This window comes from Marinitoga sp. 1154, assembly GCF_013363285.1.
Classification (GTDB): Bacteria; Thermotogota; Thermotogae; order Petrotogales; family Petrotogaceae; genus Marinitoga.
The window spans coordinates 1-24,905 of sequence record NZ_LBFB01000010.1 but is presented as its reverse complement, the minus strand read 5'-3'; the positions used below and the strand labels follow the sequence as shown (position 1 = coordinate 24,905).

Annotated in this window: 20 protein-coding genes; 14 read left to right on the top strand and 6 right to left on the bottom strand. The window is 29.3% G+C overall.

Annotation, left to right across the window (positions count from 1 at the left end):
- A complete protein-coding gene (locus XO12_RS06085; protein WP_047265810.1) occupies positions 1–312 on the bottom strand; it encodes a DUF1292 domain-containing protein in 312 nt (103 codons plus the stop codon).
- 139 nt (positions 313–451) lie between these two features.
- Here XO12_RS06085 and smc point away from each other — a divergent pair, with 139 nt between their 5' ends.
- The 10 genes from smc (at position 452) to XO12_RS06035 (ending at position 14,516) form a co-directional block, all read left to right on the top strand.
- The gene (gene smc, locus XO12_RS06080; RefSeq protein WP_175419903.1) at positions 452–3,997 is read left to right on the top strand and encodes a chromosome segregation protein SMC; all 3,546 of its coding nucleotides are present in this window, start codon (positions 452–454) and stop codon (positions 3,995–3,997) included.
- Positions 3,998–4,303: 306 nt separating this feature from the next.
- Positions 4,304–5,170, top strand: a complete 867-nt coding sequence (locus XO12_RS06075; protein WP_175419902.1) for a xanthine dehydrogenase family protein subunit M — start codon at positions 4,304–4,306, stop codon at positions 5,168–5,170.
- A complete protein-coding gene (locus XO12_RS06070) occupies positions 5,170–5,640 on the top strand; it encodes a (2Fe-2S)-binding protein (RefSeq protein ID WP_175419901.1) in 471 nt (156 codons plus the stop codon). Before XO12_RS06075 ends, XO12_RS06070 begins: the two co-directional genes overlap by 1 nt.
- A complete protein-coding gene (locus XO12_RS06065) occupies positions 5,640–7,982 on the top strand; it encodes a xanthine dehydrogenase family protein molybdopterin-binding subunit (protein WP_175419900.1) in 2,343 nt (780 codons plus the stop codon). Before XO12_RS06070 ends, XO12_RS06065 begins: the two co-directional genes overlap by 1 nt.
- A 45-nt stretch (positions 7,983–8,027) precedes the next feature.
- Entirely contained in the window at positions 8,028–9,329 is a 1,302-nt protein-coding gene (locus XO12_RS06060; protein ID WP_175419899.1) for a uracil-xanthine permease family protein, read from the top strand.
- An 8-nt stretch (positions 9,330–9,337) separates the two neighbouring features.
- Positions 9,338–10,009 (top strand): DUF2877 domain-containing protein, encoded by a 672-nt coding sequence (locus tag XO12_RS06055; RefSeq protein WP_175419898.1) that lies wholly within the window; start codon positions 9,338–9,340, stop codon positions 10,007–10,009.
- 2 nt (positions 10,010–10,011) lie between these two features.
- Entirely contained in the window at positions 10,012–11,553 is a 1,542-nt protein-coding gene (fdrA, locus tag XO12_RS06050; protein ID WP_175419897.1) for an acyl-CoA synthetase FdrA, read from the top strand.
- Positions 11,550–12,953 carry a DUF1116 domain-containing protein gene (locus XO12_RS06045; RefSeq protein ID WP_175419896.1) on the top strand — a complete coding sequence of 468 codons (1,404 nt, stop codon included), beginning with the start codon at positions 11,550–11,552 and terminating at the stop codon, positions 12,951–12,953. Before fdrA ends, XO12_RS06045 begins: the two co-directional genes overlap by 4 nt.
- A gap of 12 nt (positions 12,954–12,965) precedes the next feature.
- The gene (locus tag XO12_RS06040; protein ID WP_175419895.1) at positions 12,966–13,757 is read left to right on the top strand and encodes a cyclase family protein; all 792 of its coding nucleotides are present in this window, start codon (positions 12,966–12,968) and stop codon (positions 13,755–13,757) included.
- 36 nt (positions 13,758–13,793) lie between these two features.
- Positions 13,794–14,516 (top strand): N-acetyltransferase, encoded by a 723-nt coding sequence (locus XO12_RS06035; protein ID WP_175419894.1) that lies wholly within the window; start codon positions 13,794–13,796, stop codon positions 14,514–14,516.
- 107 nt (positions 14,517–14,623) lie between these two features.
- Here XO12_RS06035 and XO12_RS06030 read toward each other — a convergent pair whose 3' ends face one another.
- Complete coding sequence (locus XO12_RS06030) at positions 14,624–15,343, bottom strand: hypothetical protein (protein ID WP_175419893.1); 720 nt, start codon at positions 15,341–15,343, stop codon at positions 14,624–14,626.
- A gap of 62 nt (positions 15,344–15,405) precedes the next feature.
- On the opposite strand from XO12_RS06030, the gene XO12_RS06025 reads away from it, so the two are divergent.
- Both XO12_RS06025 and XO12_RS06020 read left to right on the top strand, forming a co-directional pair.
- Positions 15,406–16,293 carry an RluA family pseudouridine synthase gene (locus XO12_RS06025; RefSeq protein WP_175419892.1) on the top strand — a complete coding sequence of 296 codons (888 nt, stop codon included), beginning with the start codon at positions 15,406–15,408 and terminating at the stop codon, positions 16,291–16,293.
- A gap of 22 nt (positions 16,294–16,315) precedes the next feature.
- The gene (locus XO12_RS06020) at positions 16,316–17,599 is read left to right on the top strand and encodes a DUF5693 family protein (RefSeq protein ID WP_175419891.1); all 1,284 of its coding nucleotides are present in this window, start codon (positions 16,316–16,318) and stop codon (positions 17,597–17,599) included.
- 88 nt (positions 17,600–17,687) lie between these two features.
- On the opposite strand, the gene XO12_RS06015 is transcribed toward XO12_RS06020, so the two are convergent.
- Positions 17,688–19,136, bottom strand: a complete 1,449-nt coding sequence (locus XO12_RS06015; protein WP_175419890.1) for an aminoacyl-histidine dipeptidase — start codon at positions 19,134–19,136, stop codon at positions 17,688–17,690.
- 294 nt (positions 19,137–19,430) lie between these two features.
- On the opposite strand from XO12_RS06015, the gene XO12_RS06010 reads away from it, so the two are divergent.
- Positions 19,431–20,195 carry an exodeoxyribonuclease III gene (locus XO12_RS06010; RefSeq protein WP_175419889.1) on the top strand — a complete coding sequence of 255 codons (765 nt, stop codon included), beginning with the start codon at positions 19,431–19,433 and terminating at the stop codon, positions 20,193–20,195.
- 35 nt (positions 20,196–20,230) lie between these two features.
- Here XO12_RS06010 and XO12_RS06005 read toward each other — a convergent pair whose 3' ends face one another.
- Both XO12_RS06005 and XO12_RS06000 read right to left on the bottom strand, forming a co-directional pair.
- Entirely contained in the window at positions 20,231–22,102 is a 1,872-nt protein-coding gene (locus tag XO12_RS06005) for a ferredoxin (protein ID WP_175419888.1), read from the bottom strand.
- Positions 22,103–22,388: 286 nt separating this feature from the next.
- Complete coding sequence (locus tag XO12_RS06000) at positions 22,389–23,762, bottom strand: glycoside hydrolase family 13 protein (protein ID WP_175419887.1); 1,374 nt, start codon at positions 23,760–23,762, stop codon at positions 22,389–22,391.
- 117 nt (positions 23,763–23,879) lie between these two features.
- Here XO12_RS06000 and XO12_RS05995 point away from each other — a divergent pair, with 117 nt between their 5' ends.
- Positions 23,880–24,314, top strand: coding sequence for a GNAT family N-acetyltransferase (locus tag XO12_RS05995; RefSeq protein ID WP_175419886.1), 435 nt, complete (start codon positions 23,880–23,882; stop codon positions 24,312–24,314).
- Here XO12_RS05995 and istB read toward each other — a convergent pair.
- Positions 24,304–24,905 (bottom strand): IS21-like element helper ATPase IstB (gene istB, locus XO12_RS05990; RefSeq protein ID WP_217683655.1); only part of this gene is annotated, 602 nt, incomplete at its 5' end. The genes XO12_RS05995 and istB overlap by 11 nt on opposite strands.

Genomic DNA, 24,905 nt, shown 5'->3' with positions numbered 1-24,905 from the left:
TTACTCATCATCAAGCATAATAAAGTCTTCATTTTCATCAATATCAACGCTGTCCATGATTTTTTTCCATTCTTCTTCAACCTTTTCCAGTTCATCATCATCTTCAACAGCATCTAAAAACAACTCGCCATTATTTTCATTAACCTTAAAAGCTACAGTATCTCCCAGGATAATGTCTTCACTATCTTCTTCTCTAAAAGCTTCATAGCAGATCCAGTATTTTTTGCCTTCAATATTTAATTCTTCCACAAACATAAAATTATATTCATTGCCATCTTCTCCTGTAATTGTGAAAAATTCCAATCTATCCATATATATCCCTCCAAAGTTTAATATTTTCTATTATTTATAGATATACTTTCTGAACATTCTATTATTATTTTAAAATAAAAATATGAAATTCCAGTGTCTAAAATATGATATAATATAAAAGAATAAGGGGGTTTTAGTTTTGAATTTATTAGAAATGCGCATTAAGGGTTTTAAAAGTTTTGCAAAAAATACAATATTAAATCTAAATGCAAATATTGTTAGCGTAGTTGGACCAAATGGTTCAGGAAAATCCAACATAGTTGATGCTTTAAGATGGCTTCTTGGAGAACATTCTTCTAAACAGATAAGGATTTCGGAAAAATACGATGTTATATTTGGAGGATCAGAAAAATATCCACCATCAAAAAAAGCAGAGGTTTTTATAAAAATAAAAGATATAAAGGGAAAAATCAGAACAATAGGTAAAATACTAACAATAGACGGGAAAACTCAATATAAAATAGATAATAGAAATGCCAGATTAAAAGATATTTTTGATGTTATTGGTGGATCAGGTGTGGGAAAATCTTTTTATTCGATTATATCTCAAGATCAGGTTAGAGAATTAGTTTCAGCTTCTTCAGATCAATTAAGAACTATAATAGAGGATGCAGCTGGAATAAAAATATATCTGGATAAGAAAGAAATTGCATTGAAAATGTTAAATCAAACAAAAGAAAATTTAGAAAGACTAAATGATGTTTTATATGAAGTTGAAAAAAGAGTTAGATCGTTGTCCAACAGAGCTTCAAGAGCAAAAAAGCATGTAGAATATAATAATGAATTAAAGGTTATAGGAACAAAATACTATGGAGCGAAAAGTCTATCTATAGACAAAAAAATGAAAGATATAGAAGATAAAATAAAAAATAACAGGTTGAAAATAAAAGAGTATCTTTCTGAAAGCTTTGAAGTGGAGAGATTATATAAAGAGTTGAGAAAAGAAATTGAGGAAAAGGAAGAGCAATTATCAATATATGGAGAAAAGATCGAAAATTTCAGACAGAGATTAAAATCATATGAAGAAATGAAATTACATCTTGAGAAAGAGATTAATGATTTAAATTCTAAAATTGTTGAAAAGGATTGGGAAAGAAAAAGATTTGAAGAAGATTTGCAAAAAAACAAAAAAAGATATGGAGAAATAAATGATTTGCTTGGGAAATATGAAAGTGAGATTGAAACGTATATAAAAGAGATTAAAACAATAGAAGAAGAAAAAAGAAAAATAGAGAGTTCTATTTCAGAAGAAATGAATAAATTGACAGAGTTAAAAGAAAATATAAAAAAGACAAATAATGAATTAAAAAATCTTGAAAGTAAAAAAAATAAATTAATTAATGAACTGGCTGATAAAGAAGAGAGATTAAATTTCTTAAATGTAGAAAAAGATAATCTTGAAAAAACTATAGAAAAGCTCGAAAAAAATTTAAAAAGGATTGAAACAGAATTAAAAACAATAACAAAAAAAGAGGAAAAATTAAATGCAGAAATATATGAAAAAAATACAGTAGTGGAAGAATTACATACTAAATTAACTAATATATATAATTATTTGAAAAAGCTAAAACATGATAAAGATATAACAGAGAGAAAAATACAAAATCTGTCATTTCAAATTACAGAATATGAAGGATTTTCTTTTGCTATAAAAAAATTATTTGAAGCATTTCATAAAGAGGAAAATTTAATAGATGTTGTTTTAAATTTGATAGAAGTTCCTGAAGAACTTGAAACAGCAGTGATGATGGTTGCAGGGTATAGATTGCAAAATGTAGTTGTAAAAAATTCAAGATATGTATCAACATATATAAATTATTTAAAAGCGGAACAAGCTGGGAGGATCACATTTATTCCTCTTGACTTAATCAATCCAAGGATAAAAAAATATAAAGAATTAAGCAATGAGCCAGGATTTTATGGATATATTATAGATTTAATAAATTATAAAAAAGATTATGAAAAAGCAATACAATATATATTTGGTAATGCCGTTGTAGTCGATGCGCTAAATACCGCTTTAAACATTAAAAACAATTATAAAAATATTTCTTTGACTATAGCCACTATTGATGGAGAAATAATAAATACATCAGGAGCGATAACAGGTGGTAAATCAAAAGGAAATAATTCAACGTTATTATTGTCAAGAAAAAGAGAATTACAGGATTTAAAAGAAAATTTAAAAGAAATTGAAGAGGAGATAAAGGTAAAAGAAGAAGAATTAAAAAAAGTAGAATACGAATATAAAAAGAATTCCTTAGAATTAAAAAAACTGGAGGATAAACTGAATGAAATAAAATATAATAGATTAAATGGAGCGAATTCATATAAAGAATTTAAAAACAATTACGAATCTGCCAGAAAAAGATATAATGAGATTATAAGTAGGATAGATTCTTATGAAATACGAAAAGAAGAAATAAAAGAAGAATTAGTTGATATTGATAATATGATTTTAGAAAACACAGAAAAAATAAATTATTTAGAAAAAAAAATATCTGAAATAGAGAAAACAAATCACACAACGCATGAGGAACTGCGGTTAAAAATAGCAAAATTAGATGAATTGAATCTATACAAAAACTCAATAGAAACAAAAATATTCGAATATTCCTCTGAAAAAACAAAAATAAAAAATGAGATAAATACAATAAATAATACAATAGAAGAGATAAATAATCTATTAAACGAATTAAAAACGCAGATAAACAGGAAAAAAAGCGATTTAGTGGAGTATGAAAAAGAAATAAAATCCATGAATAACGAAATAGAAAATGCATTTAAAATGTTGAAAATGAGTAGAGAAGGAAAAACTGAAAAATTTAGCGAACTTGAAAAATATGAGCACAAAAAAAATGAATTAAAAGATAAGATTGATGAATTAAAAAATATATCCCATGATCTGGATTTGGAAATACAAAATTTAAAACATGAAAAAGACTTTTTAATAGAAAAGGCTAAAAATGTTGGTATAGAATTGTCTGATTTTATATATGAAGAATTATCTGAAATGGAAATATTAGCTCTTGAAAGAAGAATAGAAGACATAAAAAAAGCATTGAAACATATAGGTAGTGTTGATTTGGGAGTTTTAGATGAATACGAAATGGTAAAAAGTGAATTAGACGATAGACGAAAACAAAAAGAAGATATCTTACAATCAATAAAATCTCTAAAAGAAGGTATAGAAAAGATAGATAATGAAGCTGAAGAAAAATATTTAAATACATTCAATCTTGTTAATGAAAAATTTGGGCAATTTATAAAAGAATTGTTTGTTGGCGGAGATGGAGTGTTAAAAATGGTTGGAGAAGGTAAAGCATTTGAAAAAGGAGTTGAAATATCTGTAAAGAAACCCGGTAGAAATTTTCAAAAATTACAATTATTCTCTGGGGGAGAGAAAGCTTTAATAACTTCTGCATTTTTATTTGCTCTAATGAATGTTAATCCGAGTCCTTTTTATTTATTGGATGAAATAGATGCGCCTCTTGATGATATAAATGCAGGGAAACTTGCAAAGCTGATAAAAAATCATGCTCAAAAAACGCAATTTATAATAATAACGCACAATAAATTGATGATGGAAATAGGTGAGATTTTTCATGGAATAACAATGAGACATGGTGTTTCTCAAGTTGTTCCTGTTGATTTTAAATTTATAGAAGAGTTAGAAGTCACATAAAAAATTAATATAAAATTTATTTATCAGCCCTTGATTTAAATAAATCAAGGGCTTTTTATTTTGTGTGATATATATAAAATAAAGATTATTTCAGTATTTTAGAAATGAGTAATAGAAAATTTTTTAATATGTTATTACAACTGATTAACTCGCATTATAAGTAGATATGTAAAATTATTTAAGTATATCTTTCTGATATATTACTTGTAATATTTCGATAATGAGTATATAATACTAAATATAAATACATTAAAAACAAAAAACTGCAAAAGTTTTTTATTTTATTTTTCTAAAGGGGGGAAAGAAATGATAACGTTTAGTTATGACTATGTGAAACCCAAAACACTAGACGAAGCCCTGGAAATACTAAATAAAGAAGATGTTTATCCTATCCTGGGTGGAACTGACTTAATTGTGAAAATGAGAGCAGGAAGAATTAAACCAAAATTAGTAGTTGATTTAAAGGGAATTGATGAACTATTTCATGTAGATTTTTCAAAAGATGCGGGATTAACTTTTGGTGCTGGATTAAAGCTTAATGTATTAATTGAAGAATTCAGTTATATTAAAGAGTATTATCCAACATTGTATCAGGGAATCAGGGTTGTCGGTGGATATCAAACCCGTAATAGAGGAACTGTAGTTGGAAATATTTGTAATGCTTCGCCAGCTTCAGATACAGCCCCAGCTTTACTTACATATGATGCCGAATTGACATTAGTTTCATTAAACGGAGAAAGAAAAGTTAAGATAAAAGATTTCTTTACCGGGCCTGGAAAGACAGTGTTAGAAAAGGGTGAAATAGTTAAATCTATACATATACCATATGAAGGTGAAAGTATAGGAAGATATTATAAAGTTGGAAGAATAAAAGCAGTTGATTTATCAACAATAGGTGTGGCATTAACGATAATTGACCCGGAGGGAAAGAGAGATATAAGAATTGCATTGGCTTCTGTTGCACCAACACCATTGAGAGTATTTAAAGCTGAAGAGTTTATAAAAGATAAAGAATTAACAATGAAAAATGTGGAGGAATTTGCTCAGATTGTTCAGGATAGTGTGAATCCTATTACAGACGCAAGAGGTACTGCAGAATATAGAAAAAGAATGGCTAAAATATTACCTATTAAATTATTGAGAGAATTGAATATGATAAAGGAGGGATTATAATGAAAATCACTTTTACTGTAAATAATGAAAATGTTGAAGTGGAAGTAAAACCAAATGAAACCCTCCTCGATATTTTAAGAGAAAAATTATATTTAACAGGGGCAAAAGAAGGCTGTGGAAATGGAGAATGTGGAGCATGTACTGTTATATATAATGGAAGACCTGTGAATTCATGTTTGGTTTTAGCTCCTGAAGCTGATGGTGCTGTTATCGAAACAGTTGAAGGATTGGCAAAGGATAATAAACTACATCCAATTCAGGAAGCATTTTTGGAAGCAAATGCATTTCAATGCGGTTATTGTACTCCAGGCTTTATAATGTCAACAAAAGCTATGCTTGAAAAACATTCAAATCCAACTAAAGAAATTATTGTGGAAAGATTGGCAGGAAATTTATGTAGATGTACAGGATATACGGTTATTTTAGATGCTGTTAAATTAGCTGCCCAGAAAATGGGAGGTGTAGAATAATGAAATATGAATATAAACCACCAATTAAATTTGAGCATGTTGGAAAACCTATGAACAGGGTTGACGGATTCGAAAAAGTTACCGGAAATGCAAAATATGTAACTGATATGTTTTTCCCAAATATGCTTTATGCTGCAGTTAAAAGAAGCCCTATACCACATGGAATTATTAAAAAAATTGATACTTCAAAAGCTGAAGCATTGCAAGGCGTAAGAGCTATTGTTACTGGAAAAGATGTTCCATATAGACAGGGAATATATCTTGTTGATAGACCGATAATCACATCAGATAGAGTTAGATATGTTGGTGAACCTGTTGCTGCTGTTGCCGCAGACTCATTGGAAATTGCAAAAAGATCTGTAGAGCTAATAGAAGTAGAATATGAGGAATTACCAACTGTTCAGGATCCAAGAGAATCAATGAAGGGTGAGGTTTTAATTCATCCAGACCTTGCAAAGTATGAAAGATTACCGATTTATAATATTGAACCTGAAAAAAATGTATTCCATCATCATAAAACAAGAAAAGGAGACGTTGAAAAAGGATTTAAAGAAGCTGATGTTATTGTTGAAGGAGAATATAGTCTTCCACAAATGTATCATGCGCCGCTTGAACCACATGCAGCAATTTCTTTCTGGGATTATAACGGAAAACTTACAGTCTGGTCAAGTGCACAATCACCATTTACTTTAAGAAACTTAATAGCTGTTGCATTTAAAGTTCCGAGGCATAAGGTTAGAGTTGTTGCTCCATATGTAGGTGGGGGTTTTGGAGGAAAAGCTGGAATAAATATGGAAGGTATAGTAATCGCTTTATCTGAAAAGTTAAAGGGAAGACATATAAAATTAGTATATACAAGAGAAGAAGATATTTCAGCTGTAGTTAGACAAGCTATGTATGCTCGTGTAAAAACAGGAGTTACTAAAGAAGGAAAAATCGTTGCAATGGAAGCAACGTTGATTTTCGATGGCGGAGCATATGCAGAATATGGAACTAATGTTGTTAGAGCTGCTGGGTATACTTTGCCTGGTGGATACTATGTGCCAAATCTAAAAACTGATTCATATGGTGTATATACTAACCATTTCCTTGGTGGAGCTTTTAGGGGATTTGGACATGGTGAATTACATTGGGCAACAGAAAGAAATTTAGATGAAGTTGCTCAAAAGTTAGGAATGGATCCACTTGAATTAAGATTAAAGAACGTTCTAAAACCAGGGTTAACCAATTCTATGGGTCAAACTATACATCATGATACAGGTGATATGGAAGCATGTTTGAGAAAAGCGGCAGAATTAATTGAATACGATAAAAAATCAGAAAAGCCTGAAAATCCAAGAAAAGTTAGAGGAAAAGGTATTGCAGGATTGGTAAAAGCACCAGCTATGCCAACAAATGCAGGATCAGCTGTAATAATAAAATTCCATGAAGATGCAACTGTAACATTACAGGCAAGTATTCAGGAAATAGGTCAAGGATTTAATACTGCAGTTACTCAGATGGCTGCTGATGCATTACATATTTCTCCTGATAAAATACATTTTGTTATGCCTGTAGATACAGATGTAAATCCATATGAATGGCAGACTGTTGCATCGCGTGCTCTGTGGACTGTAGGTAATGCATTGTATAGAGCTGCGGAAGATGCATTGAATCAGATAAAAAATATAGCTTCTCAGGTATTAGGTGTAGCTCCACATAATCTTGAAGTTGAAGACGATAGAGTTTATGTTAAATATAGGCCTGAAAAATACATATTATTAAAAGATATAGTAATGGGTTATACATATCCAGATGGACACTCAATAGGTGGTCCTGTAATAGGTAGAGGTAGTTTTACTCCAGAAATGTTGACAAATCTTGATTTAGAAACTGGACAGGGAAATGCTGCTGCCGAGTGGACATTTGGAGCAGAAGCAGCAGAAGTAGAAATAGATTTAGATACAGGAGAATTAAAAATGATACAATTAGTAGGAGTTTTTGATGCTGGTACAATTATCAATCCGATTACTGCAGGTGGTCAGGTAGTTGGCGGAATGATTCAGGGTATGGGACCTGCATTATTTGAAGGGGTTAAATACAATGATAAAGGATATCCTTTAACTATATCATTTACCGATTATAAAATACCTACTATAGCAGATATACCAGAGGAAATAAAATATGACTTTGTTCAAACATTTGAGGAATCCTCTCCGTTTGGGGCAAAAGGAGTTGGAGAGCATCCTATGATTTCAGTGCCACCAGCAATTGCTGCTGCAATTTATGATGCGCTTGGAGTAAATATACATGAATTACCATTAACAGCAGATAAAATTCTTAAGGCATTAGAAAATAAATAATAAATAAAGAATGTCTATCCAAATCATTTTTAGGAGGGGAGAAACATGAGCGAAAGCGAATATTTGAATGTCGTTCCTCAAGAAGACAGAAGTGCAGGTATGGGTACAGGGGGATTATTGTTGTTAGGGTTACAACATGCCTTCACTATGTTCGGTGCAACTGTATTGGTTCCTTATTTGACAGGGATTCCTGTTAACGTAGCGTTATTTACTGCCGGTCTTGGGACATTATTATTCCATTGGATTACAAAGTGGAAAGTTCCAGTGTTTTTAGGTTCAAGTTTTGCATATATTGCACCAATAGTTACGGTTACAATGTATTATATGGGACAAGCTGGATTGGAATATAAAAGTATTCAGGATGCAGTAAATGCAGGGGTAGATTTAAGACCTTATCTTGCATATGCAACAGGAGGGATTTTCTTAGCAGGTTTGGTTAAATTTGGTTTTGGTATTCTCATTAAATTTATTGGTATTAGAAGATTTGAAAAATTATTCCCACCAGTAATATCAGGAACTATGATTATATTAATAGGTTTAATTTTAAGTCCTGTAGCAATAAATATGGCAAGTGGTAACTGGTGGATAGCAATGGTATCTCTCGGTACAGCGGTTATAGTTAGATTATATACAAGAGGATTTAGCCGTTTAATTCCTGTTATATGGGGAGTTATCGTAGGATATATCGTAGCAGCAATTACGGGTAATGTAAGCTTTGCAGAAGTTGGGACTGTAAGCTGGGCAGGATTCCCAGAAATTTACTGGCCTAAATTTTCATGGTATGCAGCAGCTGCAATAGTTCCAGTTGCAATTGCACCTTCAGTAGAGCATTTTGGTGATATTTTTGCAATATCAGCTGTTGTTGGTAAAAAATTCTACGAAGATCCAGGAATGCATAGAACATTAATGGGTGATGGATTGGCAACATCTTTAGGCGGATTTTTTGGTGGCCCTGCAAATACCACATATAGTGAAAATACAGGTGTTTTAGCTTTTACAAAAGCTTTTAATCCATGGATAATGAGAATTGCTGCATTCTTTGCAATATTGTTGTCATTAATACCAAAAGTTGGAGCTCTTGTTAGATCAATACCTGTACCTGTTATGGGTGGAATTGAAATATTATTATTCGGTATGATTGCAAGTATTGGAGCAAAAACATTGATAAACAATCAGGTTAAAGTCGAAGGAAAAAATTTAGTAATAATGTCTTTAATGTTAGTAACGGGTTTAGGTGGAGCAGTATTTAAAGCAGGAAACTTTGCATTACAGGGACTTGGACTTGCTGCAGTTGTAGGTATTTTAGTAAATGGCTTACTTTCATTAACAGGAGCATCAGATGAATAAGGTGAAAAATGTTAGAAATTTCAAGTTTGGTATTTAATAAAAAAGGTGTAGCTAAGGAATTTTTCAAGACAAAACATACCAAATACTTTATTTTTGGTGATAATGATCTTTTCACTTTGAGTACTTATCCTTATCGGGTTGGGGCGTTGGGAATGACAGCCCCCTCCCATTTCTTAAACTTTTCTAGATTAAAAATTGAAAATAATATTCTGGTTTTTGATGATAAATTTAAGGTTGAGAATTTTTCTATTTACAATCCAGAGCTTAAAAAAATAAATTTTTACGAGTCATATAGAAAAATAAAAACATATATGAAGAATAAATTAGACAATAGAATATTTAGAAAAATTATTTCAAATCTGGAAAGTAAAAATTTTACAAACATCATTGGGTTTGGCCCTGGATTGACGCCATTATTTGATGATATCCTTTCAGGAATTTTATTATTAAATTCTTATTATAATGGAAATGTAGATGTTAATTTTATTTTAGATGTAGCAAGAAGAAAGACAAATGATATTTCTTATTTTCAATTGAGATATGCTGCTGAGGGTTATGTACCAAAGCCTGTGAAACTATATTTAGAGGATTATATTAAAGATATACTATTAAACATGGGGGATACTTCTGGAATAGGTTGGATGTTGGGTATTTCATTTTTCTTTGAGATGGAGGGATAAATGTGATTTATAAATTGATTAAGCCAAATTCTTATTATGATTCTGTTACATTGATGCTTATAACAGAAGATATAAAGAAAAAAGATAACGTTGAAGAAGCTCTTGTTGGAATGGGTACAGAAACAAATAAAGAGTTTTTAAAAGAATTGGAAATGCTCGATTCAGAGTTGGAAAATACCACTCCAAATGATTTATTGATTGTGATCAAAGGTGAAAATATAAACATGGAAGAAATTGAAACAGAGGTTGAAAAACTGCTTAAAGTAGAAACTCAGGAAGATGAAGGCGAAAAGTTTTACCCATCGCTTGAGAGTGCGGTAAAAAGATTAGATGGAGCAAATATGGCAGTTATTTCAATAGCTGGAGAATATGCTGGTCTGGAAACAAAAAAGGCTCTGGATATGGGTTTAAATGTAATGTTGTTCAGTGATAATGTTCCAATAGAAACAGAAATAGACCTGAAGAAATATGCACTTGAAAAAGGATTGCTGGTAATGGGTCCAGATTGTGGAACAGCAATAATAAATGGAGTCCCCATGGCATTTTCAAATGTGGTAAAACGAGGAAAGATTGGTATTGTGGCAGCATCTGGAACTGGAGCACAGGAAGTTTCATCCATAATATCAAATCTTGGTTGTGGGATATCTCAATTAATCGGTACAGGTGGAAGAGATGTAAAAAAAGATGTTGGTGGATTGATGTTTTTAGAAGGTATTAAAAGATTAATTGAAGATGATGAAACTGAAATAATTGTTCTTGTATCAAAACCACCTTATCCAGAAGTTGTCTCAAAAGCAGTTGAATTATTGAAAAAAACAACCAAAAAACATGTAGTTCATTTTGTCAATGGTGTTGTAGAAGATTCTGAAATAACAGTAGGTCATACGCTTGAAGATGCGGCAATAAAAGCAGCTTTATTATGTCAGGGAAAGGAAATAGATAAAGACGAATATACATATTTTGACTTTTTAGAATCATTTGATTTTGATATAAAGGTTAAAGAGGAAGTGTCTAAAATAAAAGAAGGTAAATATATAAGAGGATTATACTCTGGTGGAACTCTTGCTGATGAAACAATGGTATTATTAAGCAAAGAAATAGGCGGTATATATTCACCTAAACCATTAAATCCTGAATATTTACTGGAGAATATTAATGAAAGTAAAGAGCATACAGTTGTGGACATGGGAGAAGATGAGTTTACAGTAGGAAGACCACATCCTATGATTGACTTTACAATGAGAAAATCAAGATTGATAAAAGAATATATTGATAAAGATACAGCTATTATTATGGTTGATGTTGTATTGGGTTGGGGATCACATATGGATCCAGCAGGTGAGATTGCAGAGGCTGTAAAAACTGCAAGGGAAACTTCAGATAAATATAGATGTGTAATTGCAAATATCTGTGGTACATATGAAGATCCACAAAAGTATTATGAACAAAAAAAGAAACTGGAAGATGCTGGGGTTATAGTCTTCCCAAGCAATGCAAGTGCAGTAAAATTTGCAGTTAATGTTTGGAAGGAGTTGGGAAGATGAGTTTATTTAAAGAAGAATTAAAAATAGTAAATATAGGATTAAAATCATTCTATGAAGATTTGAAAAAACAGGGAGCAAATGTTGTTCATGTTGATTGGAAACCACCTCTTGGTGGAGCGAAAGCAGTTGAAATATTAAGTGAATTTTCAAAGTTAAACATTAATATTGAAAAAGCAAATGCAGAAGCAGTAGAAAGAATTATGAATTCTCAGCCTACATTAGTTGGAATGGGTATAGCAAGAGACGTTGTTCCAGGTATGAAAGATAATTTGATTTTACATGCCGGCCCTCCAATTACATGGGATCGAATGTGTGGCCCTTTAAAGGGAGCTATTATTGGTGGATTGATTTATGAAGGAAAAGCTAAAGATGAAAAAGAAGCTATTGAGTTGATTGAATCTGGTGAAATAGAATTTGATCCATGGCATCATCATGATGGTGTTGGGCCTATGGCTGGAGTTGCGACAGCTTCTATGCCTGTATTTATCGTAGAAAATAAAACATATGGCACAAAAGCTTATTGTACTATGAATGAAGGATTGGGAAAAGTATTAAGATATGGAGCCAATGGCCCCGATGTAATTGAAAAATTAAAATGGATGGAAGAAGTATTATATCCTGTTTTAAAAGAAGCAATTGAGATAAAAGGTGAAATTAATCTAAAGAATTTAATCGCGCAGGCTGTTCAAATGGGAGATGAATGTCATAACAGGAATAGAGCAGCAACCTCATTATTTATAAGAGAAATAGCTCCTGCAATATTAGATACTCATTTTTCGGATAAAGAGAAAAAAGCAGTTATAGAATTTATCAATGCTAATGATCATTTCTTCTTAAATCTTTCAATGCCAGCAGCAAAATCAGCAACACTGGCGGCAGAAGGAATAAAGGGTAGTACTGTAGTTACAGTAATGGCAAGAAATGGAACGGATTTTGGTATTAGAGTAGCAGGATTACCGGGTAAATGGTTTGTCGGTACTGCTCAGGAAGTTGAAGGTTTATACTTCCCTGGATTTACAAAGGAAGATGCAAATCCTGATATTGGAGATAGTACAATTACAGAAACTGGTGGATTTGGCGGCTTTGCAATGGCTGGAGCCCCTGCAATAGTAAAATTTGTTGGTGGGACGGTTCAGGAAGCTATTGATACAACCTTAAAAATGTATGAAATAACAGATGCAGAAAATAATACATATAAAATACCATTCTTAAACTTCAGGGGAACTCCTACAGGATTAGATATAAAGAAAGTTGTTGAGAAAGGTATATTACCAAGAATAAATACTGGTATAGCTCATAAAGATCCAGGCATAGGTCAGGTTGGAGCAGGATTGACCTATCCGCCTATGAACATATTTATAGATGCATTAGAAGCATTTGTAAAAGAATACTCAGACTAAGGGGGGATTATTGTGGCAGGTATTAAAGTGTATGATTTAACTCAAAAGATAGGCATTACAACACCACCATGGCCAGGTTACGAGCCAATGAAATTATGGTATTTCAAAAGGATGATGCTTCAAAAAGTTAATGGTCAAATAGTACAAACAAGTATGCATAATGGAACTCATCTTGATGGACAAAGACATTTTATGACAGGTGGAAGAGATATAGCTTCATTGCCATTAGACGGTTATTTATTCCACGAAGGTGTAATATTAGATATTTCCAAAGAGGTTGGAGATTTTGATATTTATACACCTGAAACATTATTAAAAGTAGCAAAAGAAAATAATCTTGAAATCAAAAAAGGAGATATTATAATTATTAACACAGGATATCACAAATATGCATGGGATCAACCGGAAGCAAATGAAAATAAATATTATTATTTCCATCCAGGACCTGATCAAAGATTTGCAGATTGGTTAAAAGAAATGGAAATTAAATGGGTTGGCGTAGACTGTGGTTCTGCTGACCATCCAATGAATACTATATTAAGAGAATACAGACCTGAATTTGCTGCTATGGCAGATAAGCATTTTAGAGAAAAATATGGAAAACCTCTTGATGAATATTTTGATGATAAAACTTATCAATTAATGCATATTGATTTATTCCCACATTTGATTTTACATGCAGAAAATTTAGGTGGAGAAATCGATAAAGTATTAAATAGAAGAATGTACATTGGTATATTCCCATGGAGATTAGTTGATGGGGAATCAAGTATCGCTCGTGTAGCTGCATTTGAAATAGAATAATATAAAACGAATAAAAAAGTAATGGAGGGGAAGATTATGTGGAAAGAAATACCGGAAAAAGTATCACAGGAAAAAATAACATTTGACGTTAGGGAATTAGAACCATTATTATCAGGTCCATCATTAAAATTAGAACCATACAAACCAGAAATGGCTAAATTAAAAGACGGTAGTTATTTATATATCAGACCATTAGAAAAAGAAGAAGTTCCTAAATTATTGCCATTCATAAAGAAATTATTGGATGTTGATCATGATTTTTATGATATTGTTGGTGTAAGAGTTTATGGAGAATTATTAGGTTGGTATAGAAATAGATTAAAAGATCCATACTTTATGATTGGAACAATTAATGGGAAATTAGCAGGCTTTGCAAATGCTAGAGTTATGAATAATGGTATTCATATTAGTCTTCACTCAATGGCTTTTGTTAGAGGATTAAGAGTTGGAGCTATTATGTATTATGCCAAAGCAAAATATGCATTTGAAAAATTAGGTGCAAAAGAATGGTGGGCAACATATGAAAGTTATAATGGATTTAAGAGATGGGGACTTGGAATGGCACAACCATCATATCCATGGCCAGATGTACAACATGAACTTGGCGGAGCTAAAGTATATTATGTAACAAAGGAATATTGGGATCTTTCAATAAAAGAATACTTACAACAATTGGTAAAAACAGAATTAGTAGAACCTACACCAGAAGTTGTTGAAGCAAATAAAGAATTGATAATTCCAGACAGTCCCGTCGTTTAAATAAAATGGCAGGCCATTGGCCTGCCTATTTTTTATATTTATGAAATAAATTGCTCTAATTGCGTATTATAGGGCTTAATTTCATTATGGGATTAAGTCTTTTTAATTTATAACAATAATCTTTTTAATATTTCCCTATATTCTTCATTAATATATATCTTTCCTTTTTCTCCAAATAATATTCTTTCTTTTTTAGAAGGTGAATTACGTGATATGGCACTTGTAAAGGCAGAAACAGAACGTGTATCTTTTAACTGTAAATCTTTCATTATTTCTTCTTTAGAACTTTTCCCTTTTTTTACCATATATCTCAAAAATTCTCTTGTAGAGTCGGTTAGTGAATTTACCAAACCCTTTAACTCCTCTTCAGACCATTTTTCGTCTGTTATTTTAGATGTTCCTATTAACTCTTTAAAAACCCTGATTCTTTTAGCAATATCATTTGATAATATTCCAAAAAGATATTCTGTTGGTAAATTTCCATAATCCAATAATTCAATTAACTCTATTAAAAGAGGTTCAGTTTTTAATATACCTTTATTTAATTCCAGTATATCAAAATTTATTTTTTCATTACCATAAATCAAAATTTTCTTTTCAAAATCAACTGAGATACGTAAACGGTTAAATAATGATATAATAAATAAGGAAAGGAATTTATTATCAATTTCTTTGGGAAATGTTTCGGATTTTAAGAAATCCAGTATTTCATAAAAATCACTTTTTGAATTCAATTTGTCAAAAATTTCTACTTTTAACTTTTCTTCTTCGTTCATTATATTATTTCCAAGAAAAGAATATAATGTTTTGAGTATTTCTTTGTACAAATTTATCACCTCGTTATAAATGTATGTTATTATATATATTATATCAAAAAAGGAGCGATTTTATGCAAAAAAAAGTAACTGTAAACGATAAAAATTATTATAAAAGATTGGATAAGTTTTTAAGAAATAATTTTAGTAATTTGAAATTAGGATTTATATATAAACTCATTAGAAAAGGTTTTGTATATGTAAATAGTAAAAGGGTAAAAAAGCAGGATTATGAGTTGAATATAGGAGATATCATTGAGATAAAGTACAAAGGGCCACTTGAAGAAAGAAAAAAAGAAGAGAAAATATTACCAAGGCCACTTGATTTTGAAATTATTTTTGAAGATAAAAATATTATTGCAATTAATAAACCAGCAGGTGTTTCTGTTCATCCGGGGAAAAATGAAGAAAAGGTTACTATTATAGAGGGGGTATTATATTATTCAAAAGGTGAATTCGAACCACATCTTGTTCATAGATTGGACAAACATACTTCCGGGGTTTTAGTGATTGCTAAAAATAAACGGGTTGCAAGGGAATTAACAGATATTATAAAAGGTAGAGATATAACAAAAAAGTATTATGCACTGGTTTTAGGGAAATTAAAGGGGAAAAATAATAAATTAGAAAGTGTATTTGAAGATAAAAAAGCCTTGTTGTTTTATGATGTTGTTGATAATTACAAAATAGAAAATACAGATTTATCCTTTGTGGATGTTGAAATAAAAACAGGAAGGAAACATCAAATAAGAAAACAATTTGCAGAAATAAAAAGTCCTGTTGCAGGAGATAATAAATATGGTAATTTTGAAATAAATAAAAAGTTGAAAAGATTAATTGGATTGAAACGATATTTTTTACATTCATACTTTCTTGAATTTATATATAAAAATAAGCGTTATACATTAATTTCTAATTTAATACCTGATTTAAAAAAGGTTTTAGATAGATTAGATTTTTAAATATATTGAGGAAGTGATTTTTTTGAAAAAACATAAAAGATTATTTTATATTTTGATTATAGTATATGCAGTGTTCTTATTTGTTTATATAACTTTTAATGATATAAAATTTTTAAAAAATGGTTATCATATTATTGATAATAAAAAACTTGAAAAACATTCTATTATTGTAGAAAATAAAAAAATTGATTATTATAAATATCAAAACTTTGTAATTATAAGTGAAAATTCGACTAATTTAAGTTTGAATGATTTTAAAGAATTTATAATGAATTTTGATAATATAATAATTGCCGAATTTTCCGATTTTGGTTTTTTATTTGATAAATACAAGATTTATCTAAATAATTCAGAATTGCGAAAAATCAGATATGCACATTATATAAAGCCAAAAGAGATGGATAAATACAATATTAGTCAAATCACCCAGCGTTTCTGGCGTGCATTTAATGAAAGAAGAATAAATGTATTTTATATACCATCGCATAAAAAAAGGAATGAAATAATAAAATCTATAAACAATAAGCTGAAAAATATAAATAAAAATATTCCTCCTTTATTTAATACCAATAGATGGCTCAATTATCTTACAATGTCAATAATTTCTATATACTTATTGTTTTTAAGCCCAATATTATCTATAAGTTATATAGTTGCATATATATTTTTTACTTCGTGGTCCTATGTTTTTTTAGCTATAGTGTTTTCATTTATTATATGGATAAAGTGGAAAAATAAATATTTTAGTATTAAAAATGTATTCAATTTATTATTATTAACTATAATATTTGGAATATTGATATATGGAACAGGATATACCTACTTACTTGTTTACAAAATTTCTGTAATAAGAGGGGTAAAATTATTGCTCATAACTCTACCAATAACTTTATTCATAGTTCAATTACAAAATTTTAAATTGAATAAAAAAGATATAATTTTTTCATCAATAGTATTGATATCAATATTTTTTTATTATATATTGAGAAGTGGAAATTTTGGATTTGCAACAATGTTTGAAAGAAATTTAAGAGATATGCTTGAGAAACTATTAATTGCCAGACCACGATTTAAAGAATTATTTTCATATATCTTTATTTTTTCAAATCCACCTACCAGATTTTTTAAAATATTCTGGAATATTGGGCAATCAATATTATTTATATCTGTCTTAGATACTTTTTTACATTTTCAAACACCATTATATTTAGGAGTTTTAAGAACTTTAAATGCATTTGTAATATCTTTATTCTTATATAAAATGTTAAAGAAAATTCTATTTAAAAGAAAAAATAGTAATAATTAATAAAGCTTTATATGAAAAACGTTATTAAGTTAAACTATTTAAGAATAAATAAAAACAGGCCTTTTTGGCCTGTTTTTATTTATTCTTATTAATAATTTTTCATTTCTTTTAATATTTCAATTAAAAATTCCCAGACTCTTTTTACTGAAGATATGCTCATTTTTTCCTGTGGTGTGTGAACATCATAGAGATTAGGTCCAAAAGAAATCATATCAACATCTTTCAATTTTCCTGATAAAATACCACATTCTAATCCTGCGTGAATAGCTGCTATTTCTGGTTCTTTACCATACATATCTTTATATACTTTTTTCATCAATTCTCTTATTTTTGAATCTGGTTTATATTCCCATGCGGGATATGGAGCATTTGTTGTTATAGTTGCTCCAGTTAAATTTGCGATAATCTCTGATTTATTATGGATTAGATCTCTTAATGTTTCTACAGAACTTCTTGTTGCTGAAGTGAATTCTATTTTATTATTATATGTTTTTACGATACCAAGATTACTGGAACTCTCTACCAGACCTTCGATAGCTTTGCTCATTGTTTGAACTCCATCATGAACTAACATCAAAATATATATTGCTTTTTCAAAAGATTTTTTTGTTAATACACTTTTTGGATTTTCCATTTTCTCAATTGAAACTGTTACACCTGGATCTGAATCGCTTAATTCATTTTTAAAGATTTTGTTCCAATATTCAATAATTTCTTTAGCTTTCTCCATATTATCAATAATCAAATCTGCTGTTGCTTCTCTTGGAATAGCATTACTTTTATCTCCACCATTTATTGAAGCGCATTCAACTTTTATTTTTTTATTTAAATCATACAACACCCTTCCTAATAATTTGTTAGCATTACCTCTTTGTTTTATAATTTCCATACCTGAATGGCCACCCTGTAATCCTGAAATTACTAATCTTAAACCATGTTTGTTCTTTGGTTCTATAAATTCAACGGGTAATGTTATAATATCTCTTAAACCGCCAGCACAACTTACATAAAATATTCCTTCTTCTTCTGAATCAATATTTAATAACACTTTTCCTTTTAATAATGAAGGATCCAATTCATTTGCTCCAGTCATTCCTGTTTCTTCTTCTGTCGTGAATAATGCTTCTATTTCTGGATGTTCAATATCTTTTGAATCTAATATGGCTAAAGCATAAGCTACTGCAATACCATTATCTGCACCTAATGTTGTATTAGTTGCTTTTATATAATCTCCGTCTATCTGTAATTTTATAGGATCCTTTGAAAAATCATGTTTTGAATCAGATGTTTTTTCACAAACCATATCAATATGCCCCTGAAGAATAACCCCTGGAGCATTTTCATAACCTTTAGTTGCTGGTTTTCTTATAATTACATTTAATGCTTTGTCTTGAATGTATTCTAAATTTTTTTCTTTAGCAAAATTTACAAGATAATCGCTAATAGCTCTTTCATTTCCTGAACATCTTGGTATTTTACTTATTTCTTCAAAATAATAAAACACCTTTTCAGGCTTTAGCCCTTTTAATATTCTCATTTAATTTCCTCCTTAACTTAGTTTGTTTTGCGAATATTATTTAATAATATTATATCATATATATCAAAAATTTTATTAAAATTCTATACCGATATTTATCCATATAAAAGCTAAACCCCATTCTGGGTATGTAATTGTTAAAGTATCATTTTTTTCTGATGCATTTCTATTTTTATATAAAAATAGAAAAATATCAATAACAGGGTATTCAATAAATATGTTTTTAAAAGTATTTCTTAATCTGAAAAATTATATCATATTTATGGTATAATTTCATTAAGGAGCGTGATATTAATGAAAATCATATCTTGGAATGTAAATGGTATAAGAGCAGCTATAAAGAAAGGTTTTATAGATTTTCTTGATTCTGAAGATCCTGATATTTTATGTGTTCAAGAAACAAAAGCAAGGGAAGAACAATTAACAAAAAAATTTTTAAATTATGGTTCATGGAAAAAGTATTTTGTTTCAGCGGAAAAAAAAGGGTATAGTGGTGTTGCTACTTTTACAAAAATAGAGCCAAAAAATATTTTAAAAGGTTTTGGGATTGAAAAATTTGATTCTGAAGGAAGAACATTAATTACTGAATATGAAAACTTTTCGCTTTTTAATATATATTTTCCTAACGGTAAAGCAAGACATGAAAGATTGGAATATAAAATGGATTTTTACTATTATTTATTGGAATTTTTAGAAGATTATAAAAAGAAACAACCTAATATTATTATTTGTGGTGATGTAAATACTGCACATAAAGAAATAGATCTTGCAAGGCCAAAGGAAAATGAAAATGTATCTGGATTTTTACCCATAGAGAGAGAATGGATTGATAAACTTTTAAATAGTGGTTTTATAGATACATTTAGAATGTTTAATCAAGAGCCAAATAATTATACATGGTGGGATTATAAAACTAGAGCAAGAGAAAGGAATGTTGGATGGAGAATAGATTATTTCTTTATAAGTACTCCTTTGGAAAATAAAATTAAAGATGCTTTTATTCTTTCAGATGTAATGGGATCAGACCACTGCCCTATTGGAATTAAAATTGATATTTGATTTAAAACAAAAGCCCTCCATTCGGAAGGCTTTTATTATATTTTAAATATTTCCATTAATTTCTCATCTAAAGTAGCGCTAATAATATTGTTTTTTATTAATATGTCATAAAATTTATACACTTTATCTTCAAGTTCTTTTCCAAATATATATTTAAATGTTACTCTTTCAATAAATTTCTCCACGTTTTTTATTGGTGCCCTCATCATATCAAATGAAAGTTTTGCTGCTTCTTTCTTATTGCTATTAACCCATTCTATTGCAGCTTTTAATTCTTCTAAGACAATCTTTACAATTTCTGGATATTCTCTAACTAATTCTCCTTTAAATACAACCCCTGCATTTGGTAATAATCCAAATCCTTCGTTTATTTCATTCCATATTTTTCCATATGATAGTTCTGAATAAGTTATATTGCTTTCTTCTAATGCTTTTATCACAAATCCTGCTTCTGGTTCTCTTAATAAGACTGTATCTACTTTACCAGATAGAAAATCCATCATTATTTGTTTAGGTCTACCAAATGGATTTCCATAAGTAAATTCAAAATCTTTTATATTGAGACCCTTTGCCTCTATTAAATATCTGGTTATTTTAGCTGGTGGTGCATCTTCAAAAAGTGGTATATGTATTTTTCTTCCTTTTAAATCCTCAAGAGATTTTGCTATATAACCTCTTGTTAATATCGTAAAGTTATCCCAAACAAAAACAACAGGCATTTTCACATCCATATCTTTCAATTTTGAAGCAGTTATTAATGCTGAAAAGCTTATATCTGCTTTTTTATTTATTATCCATCCAAGATGCTTTTCTGTTTCTTCCCATATTTTTAACTCTTTTATATTTACAACTTGTTTTAATTTTTTTGATTGTAATAATCTCATGATTATAGGATATCCTACAGGAGTTGCAGATTGTATTGTTACTGTTGGTTTATCAGAATAGTTATAATTATTAATATCATTTTCAATTCTGCGTGTGAAATATACTTGTACTTCATATGGATTAATTTCTTTAACTTCAGCATCAAATCCCATTCCATCTAGCATATTTATTAAAGGGGTTGGAACAAAAGTTTGAACTAATATAAAACCTTCACCTGGATCTAATGAATAAGCTTTTTTTATAATTATATCAAATGGATCCTGTTGCATCTTTCTTACATCAAGAATTTCATAATCTTTATTGTTTTTCAATTTTGAAGGTTTATTATAGACAGAAATTCTTGTTTTATATGGATTAATTTTATTTAGATTATATAGGAATTTATGAGATTCTATTACTTTTATTATTGGTTCAGGGTCTATTTCTCCCTCAAAAACTAATGATTTTCCAGGTTTTAAATTTTCTATTTGGTTAACGATTAAAGTTAAAGTTTCAACCTCATATTTTTGAATTTTCATAATCGTTTCAGGTTCTTCCCATGCGATTTCGGTGCTGTTGTATTCTGGTTTTGTGTCTTTTATACATTCGGGAAATAATGTATATAATTCTTTTTCTAATCCTAATTCTTTATTTATAACATGTAATATCTCGCATAAAGAAACACCTGCCATTTTAGCAGCATTTTTGAATGTAGCATATTTTGCAATGGTATTCCACATTATAGGATTTTGCATTGTCTTAAATTTTGGTGATATTTTTAATAAAACCTTTTTTAAATGAGGATATTTTTCTAATGTTTCCCTGATTTTTGAATCTCCAGTAATTGGATCACTTTTTTTTGAAAAGATAGCTTTAGTTGGACAAATATCCATTGCTCTCTGACTATTGCTTAATTCTGTTTTATTTTCAGGTTGTTTAAAAACTATAGCTTTTCCATTTTCTATTTTAAAATTCTCTGGAGCAGTTCTCACACATGCCTTGCAAGCTATACATTTTTCTTTTTCAACATTAAATTTCTCCATATAAATTCCACTCCTTTATATCAATATATCAAATTAATTCGGATAATTTTTATCTAATTATATTATATACTATTTGTATATATTTTTCTGTAACTTAGATTGCGATTTTATCTTTTGCCCTTTTAAAGAATTTATTTCAGAGATTAAAAGAAACACAAAGAAGAAATTCATTGCATGAAAAATTATTTGTACAAAATTTAAGTATTATAAATTACAAACAAAAAGCGTCTACGAAATTGTAGACGCTTTTTGTTTTGAGTTTTTATTAACCGAAAAATTTTGAAAATTATAATCTTTTATAAGCAGAATATGTCCTGTATTCTTTTAATTCCATATAGTATATGCCATAAGAATTGGGGGGTATTTTTCCTTTTACACTGCCCATAGCAATGTATAATCTATTACTGCTAAAATGATCTTTCATGTGCATGGCATCCAGTAGCAAGGATTCGTTAAAATATAAATGTATATCTTTTTCTTTATCCGTTGGATTAATTATTATCAATTTGGCGTCTTTTATATTTTTATATTTTCTATAATAAGCAAGTATATCATTATCATTGGAAATAACTTCATAATAATTTCCCTTTTTTAAAGCGTCAGAATTTTTAAATAACTTTATAAGTTTTTTATAAAATTTTAGAACTTCATTTTGATTATCAACCTTTTCCCATTCCATAACTCCACGGCAAAATGGATCGTTATCTCCAGTCATTCCAATTTCTTCGCCGTAATATATTAAAGGGCTACCAGGTAATGTAAATTGCATAATTACAGCCATTTTCCAATTGTTTCCAAATATATTTTTAATTCTTGCTGAATCATGAGAAGAGAGCATATTCCATGATTTCAGGATTTTCAATCCACTATCCATTATAACTTTATTTAAAATTTCAGATGTGGTTTTTCCGCTTAAATTTCCTGTTAAATAGTTTATAATAATATCTGTATAGTAATAATTCATAATACCATCCATTATTTCTATCCAATCTTTAGGATATGCCCATACTTCGCCAATAATCTCGTGATTACCAGATAATTTTATATATTTTACTATATCTTTTAAAATATTAAATCCAAGATCATAAGCACAATCAAGGCGCCAATGATCAACTCCTAATTTCATCCATTTTTTCATCACAGAATTCTCATCCTGCCATAATATTTTTTGTAACTGAGGATTTTCAAGATTTAATTCTACCAGTGATGAATGATCGCGCCAGAAAGTATAATATCCATTTTCTTTTCTAAAATAATCCTTTTCCTTTTTTCCCTCTAGAGCTTTTTTAAACCAGATACTTTTGTCGCTCATATGATTTAAAGCAATGTCAAGATATAACTCTATATTTTCTTTATGAAGAGAATTTATTAAATTTTTAAGATCATTTTCATCACCCAAAACTGGGTCTATTTTAAAATAATCTATTGCATCATATCTGTGGTTACTATTAGCTGCAAAAATAGGTGTAAGATATATAAAATCGATTCCCAGATCTTTAAAATAATCTATTTTTTTCTCAATGCCTTTTAAGTCGCCACCATACAATCTTTTTCCTGCTTTTTCATCATTTATAATAGGAGTTTTCCATGGTGTGTTTCCTCTGTTATAATAAGAGTAAAACCTATCAGGAAATATTTGATAACCAATTTTAGCTTCCATAATTCACCTCAATCTATTTTTATTTCGATGAAAATCAAAAATATTTTATCATAAATAAGAATTTTTTTCAATAATCAAAAATAAATAAAAACAATAACGAATTTTAGGGGGGGTTATATGAATATTAGAAAGGCTAAAGAAAATGATAAAAAGGATTTAGTTGAAGTAACAAGGTATTCCTGGGATGATGATTATATACCAGAAGTTTTCGATGACTGGGTAAAAGAAAAAAATGGGAATTTTTATGTGATTGAGGAAAAAAATAAAGTAATCGGGTGTGGAAGGATGAAAGAAATAAAGCCGGGTATCTTCTGGCTTGAAGGGTTACGTGTTCATAAAAATTTTAGAAACAAAGGTTATGCTAGAAAATTGACAGAATTTTTTCTTAAATTAGCAGGTGAAAAAGGGTATAAAAAAGTAATGTTTTCAACTTATTTTGAAAATGTCGAAAGCAGACATATAATGGAAAATTATGGATTTGTTGTAAAAACAACTACAAGAATGTTAAAAAAAGGGAAAATAAAAATGTACAAAAAAGGGATTAAGAATTAGAAACAGAATTAGCAAAAAAATCCATTTTTTCTTTTAGTCGATATGAATCACCTTTAATTGAAATAACATGAGAATGATGTAATAATCTGTCTAATATAGCTTGAGCCAAAACTGGAGAACCAAATATTTCACCCCAACTTGAAAATGGCATATTTGTTGTAATTATTGTACTGTGTTTTTCATATCTTTTTGATATTAATTGAAAAAATAAGTTTGAAGCATCTGTATCAATTGGCAAATATCCTATTTCGTCTATTATTAATACTTTGTATTTCGAAAAATGCTTTAATCTTGTTTCTAATCTATTTTCTTTAAGAGCTTTTTTTAATTGAGACATTAAATCTTGGAAATGGATAAAATATGTTGAATATCTATGTTTTGCACATTCTATTCCAATGGAGACGGCAAGATGTGTCTTGCCAACTCCAGGGGTTCCTACAAATAGTATATTTTCATTATTTTCCACAAATCTTAAGCTTTTTAAATCTAATATTTCCTGTTTATTTATTCCTGGTTGAAAATCGAAATCAAAATCTTCTATTCCTTTCAGAAATGGGAAATTAGCTACTTTTACACATGCATTCATTGCTC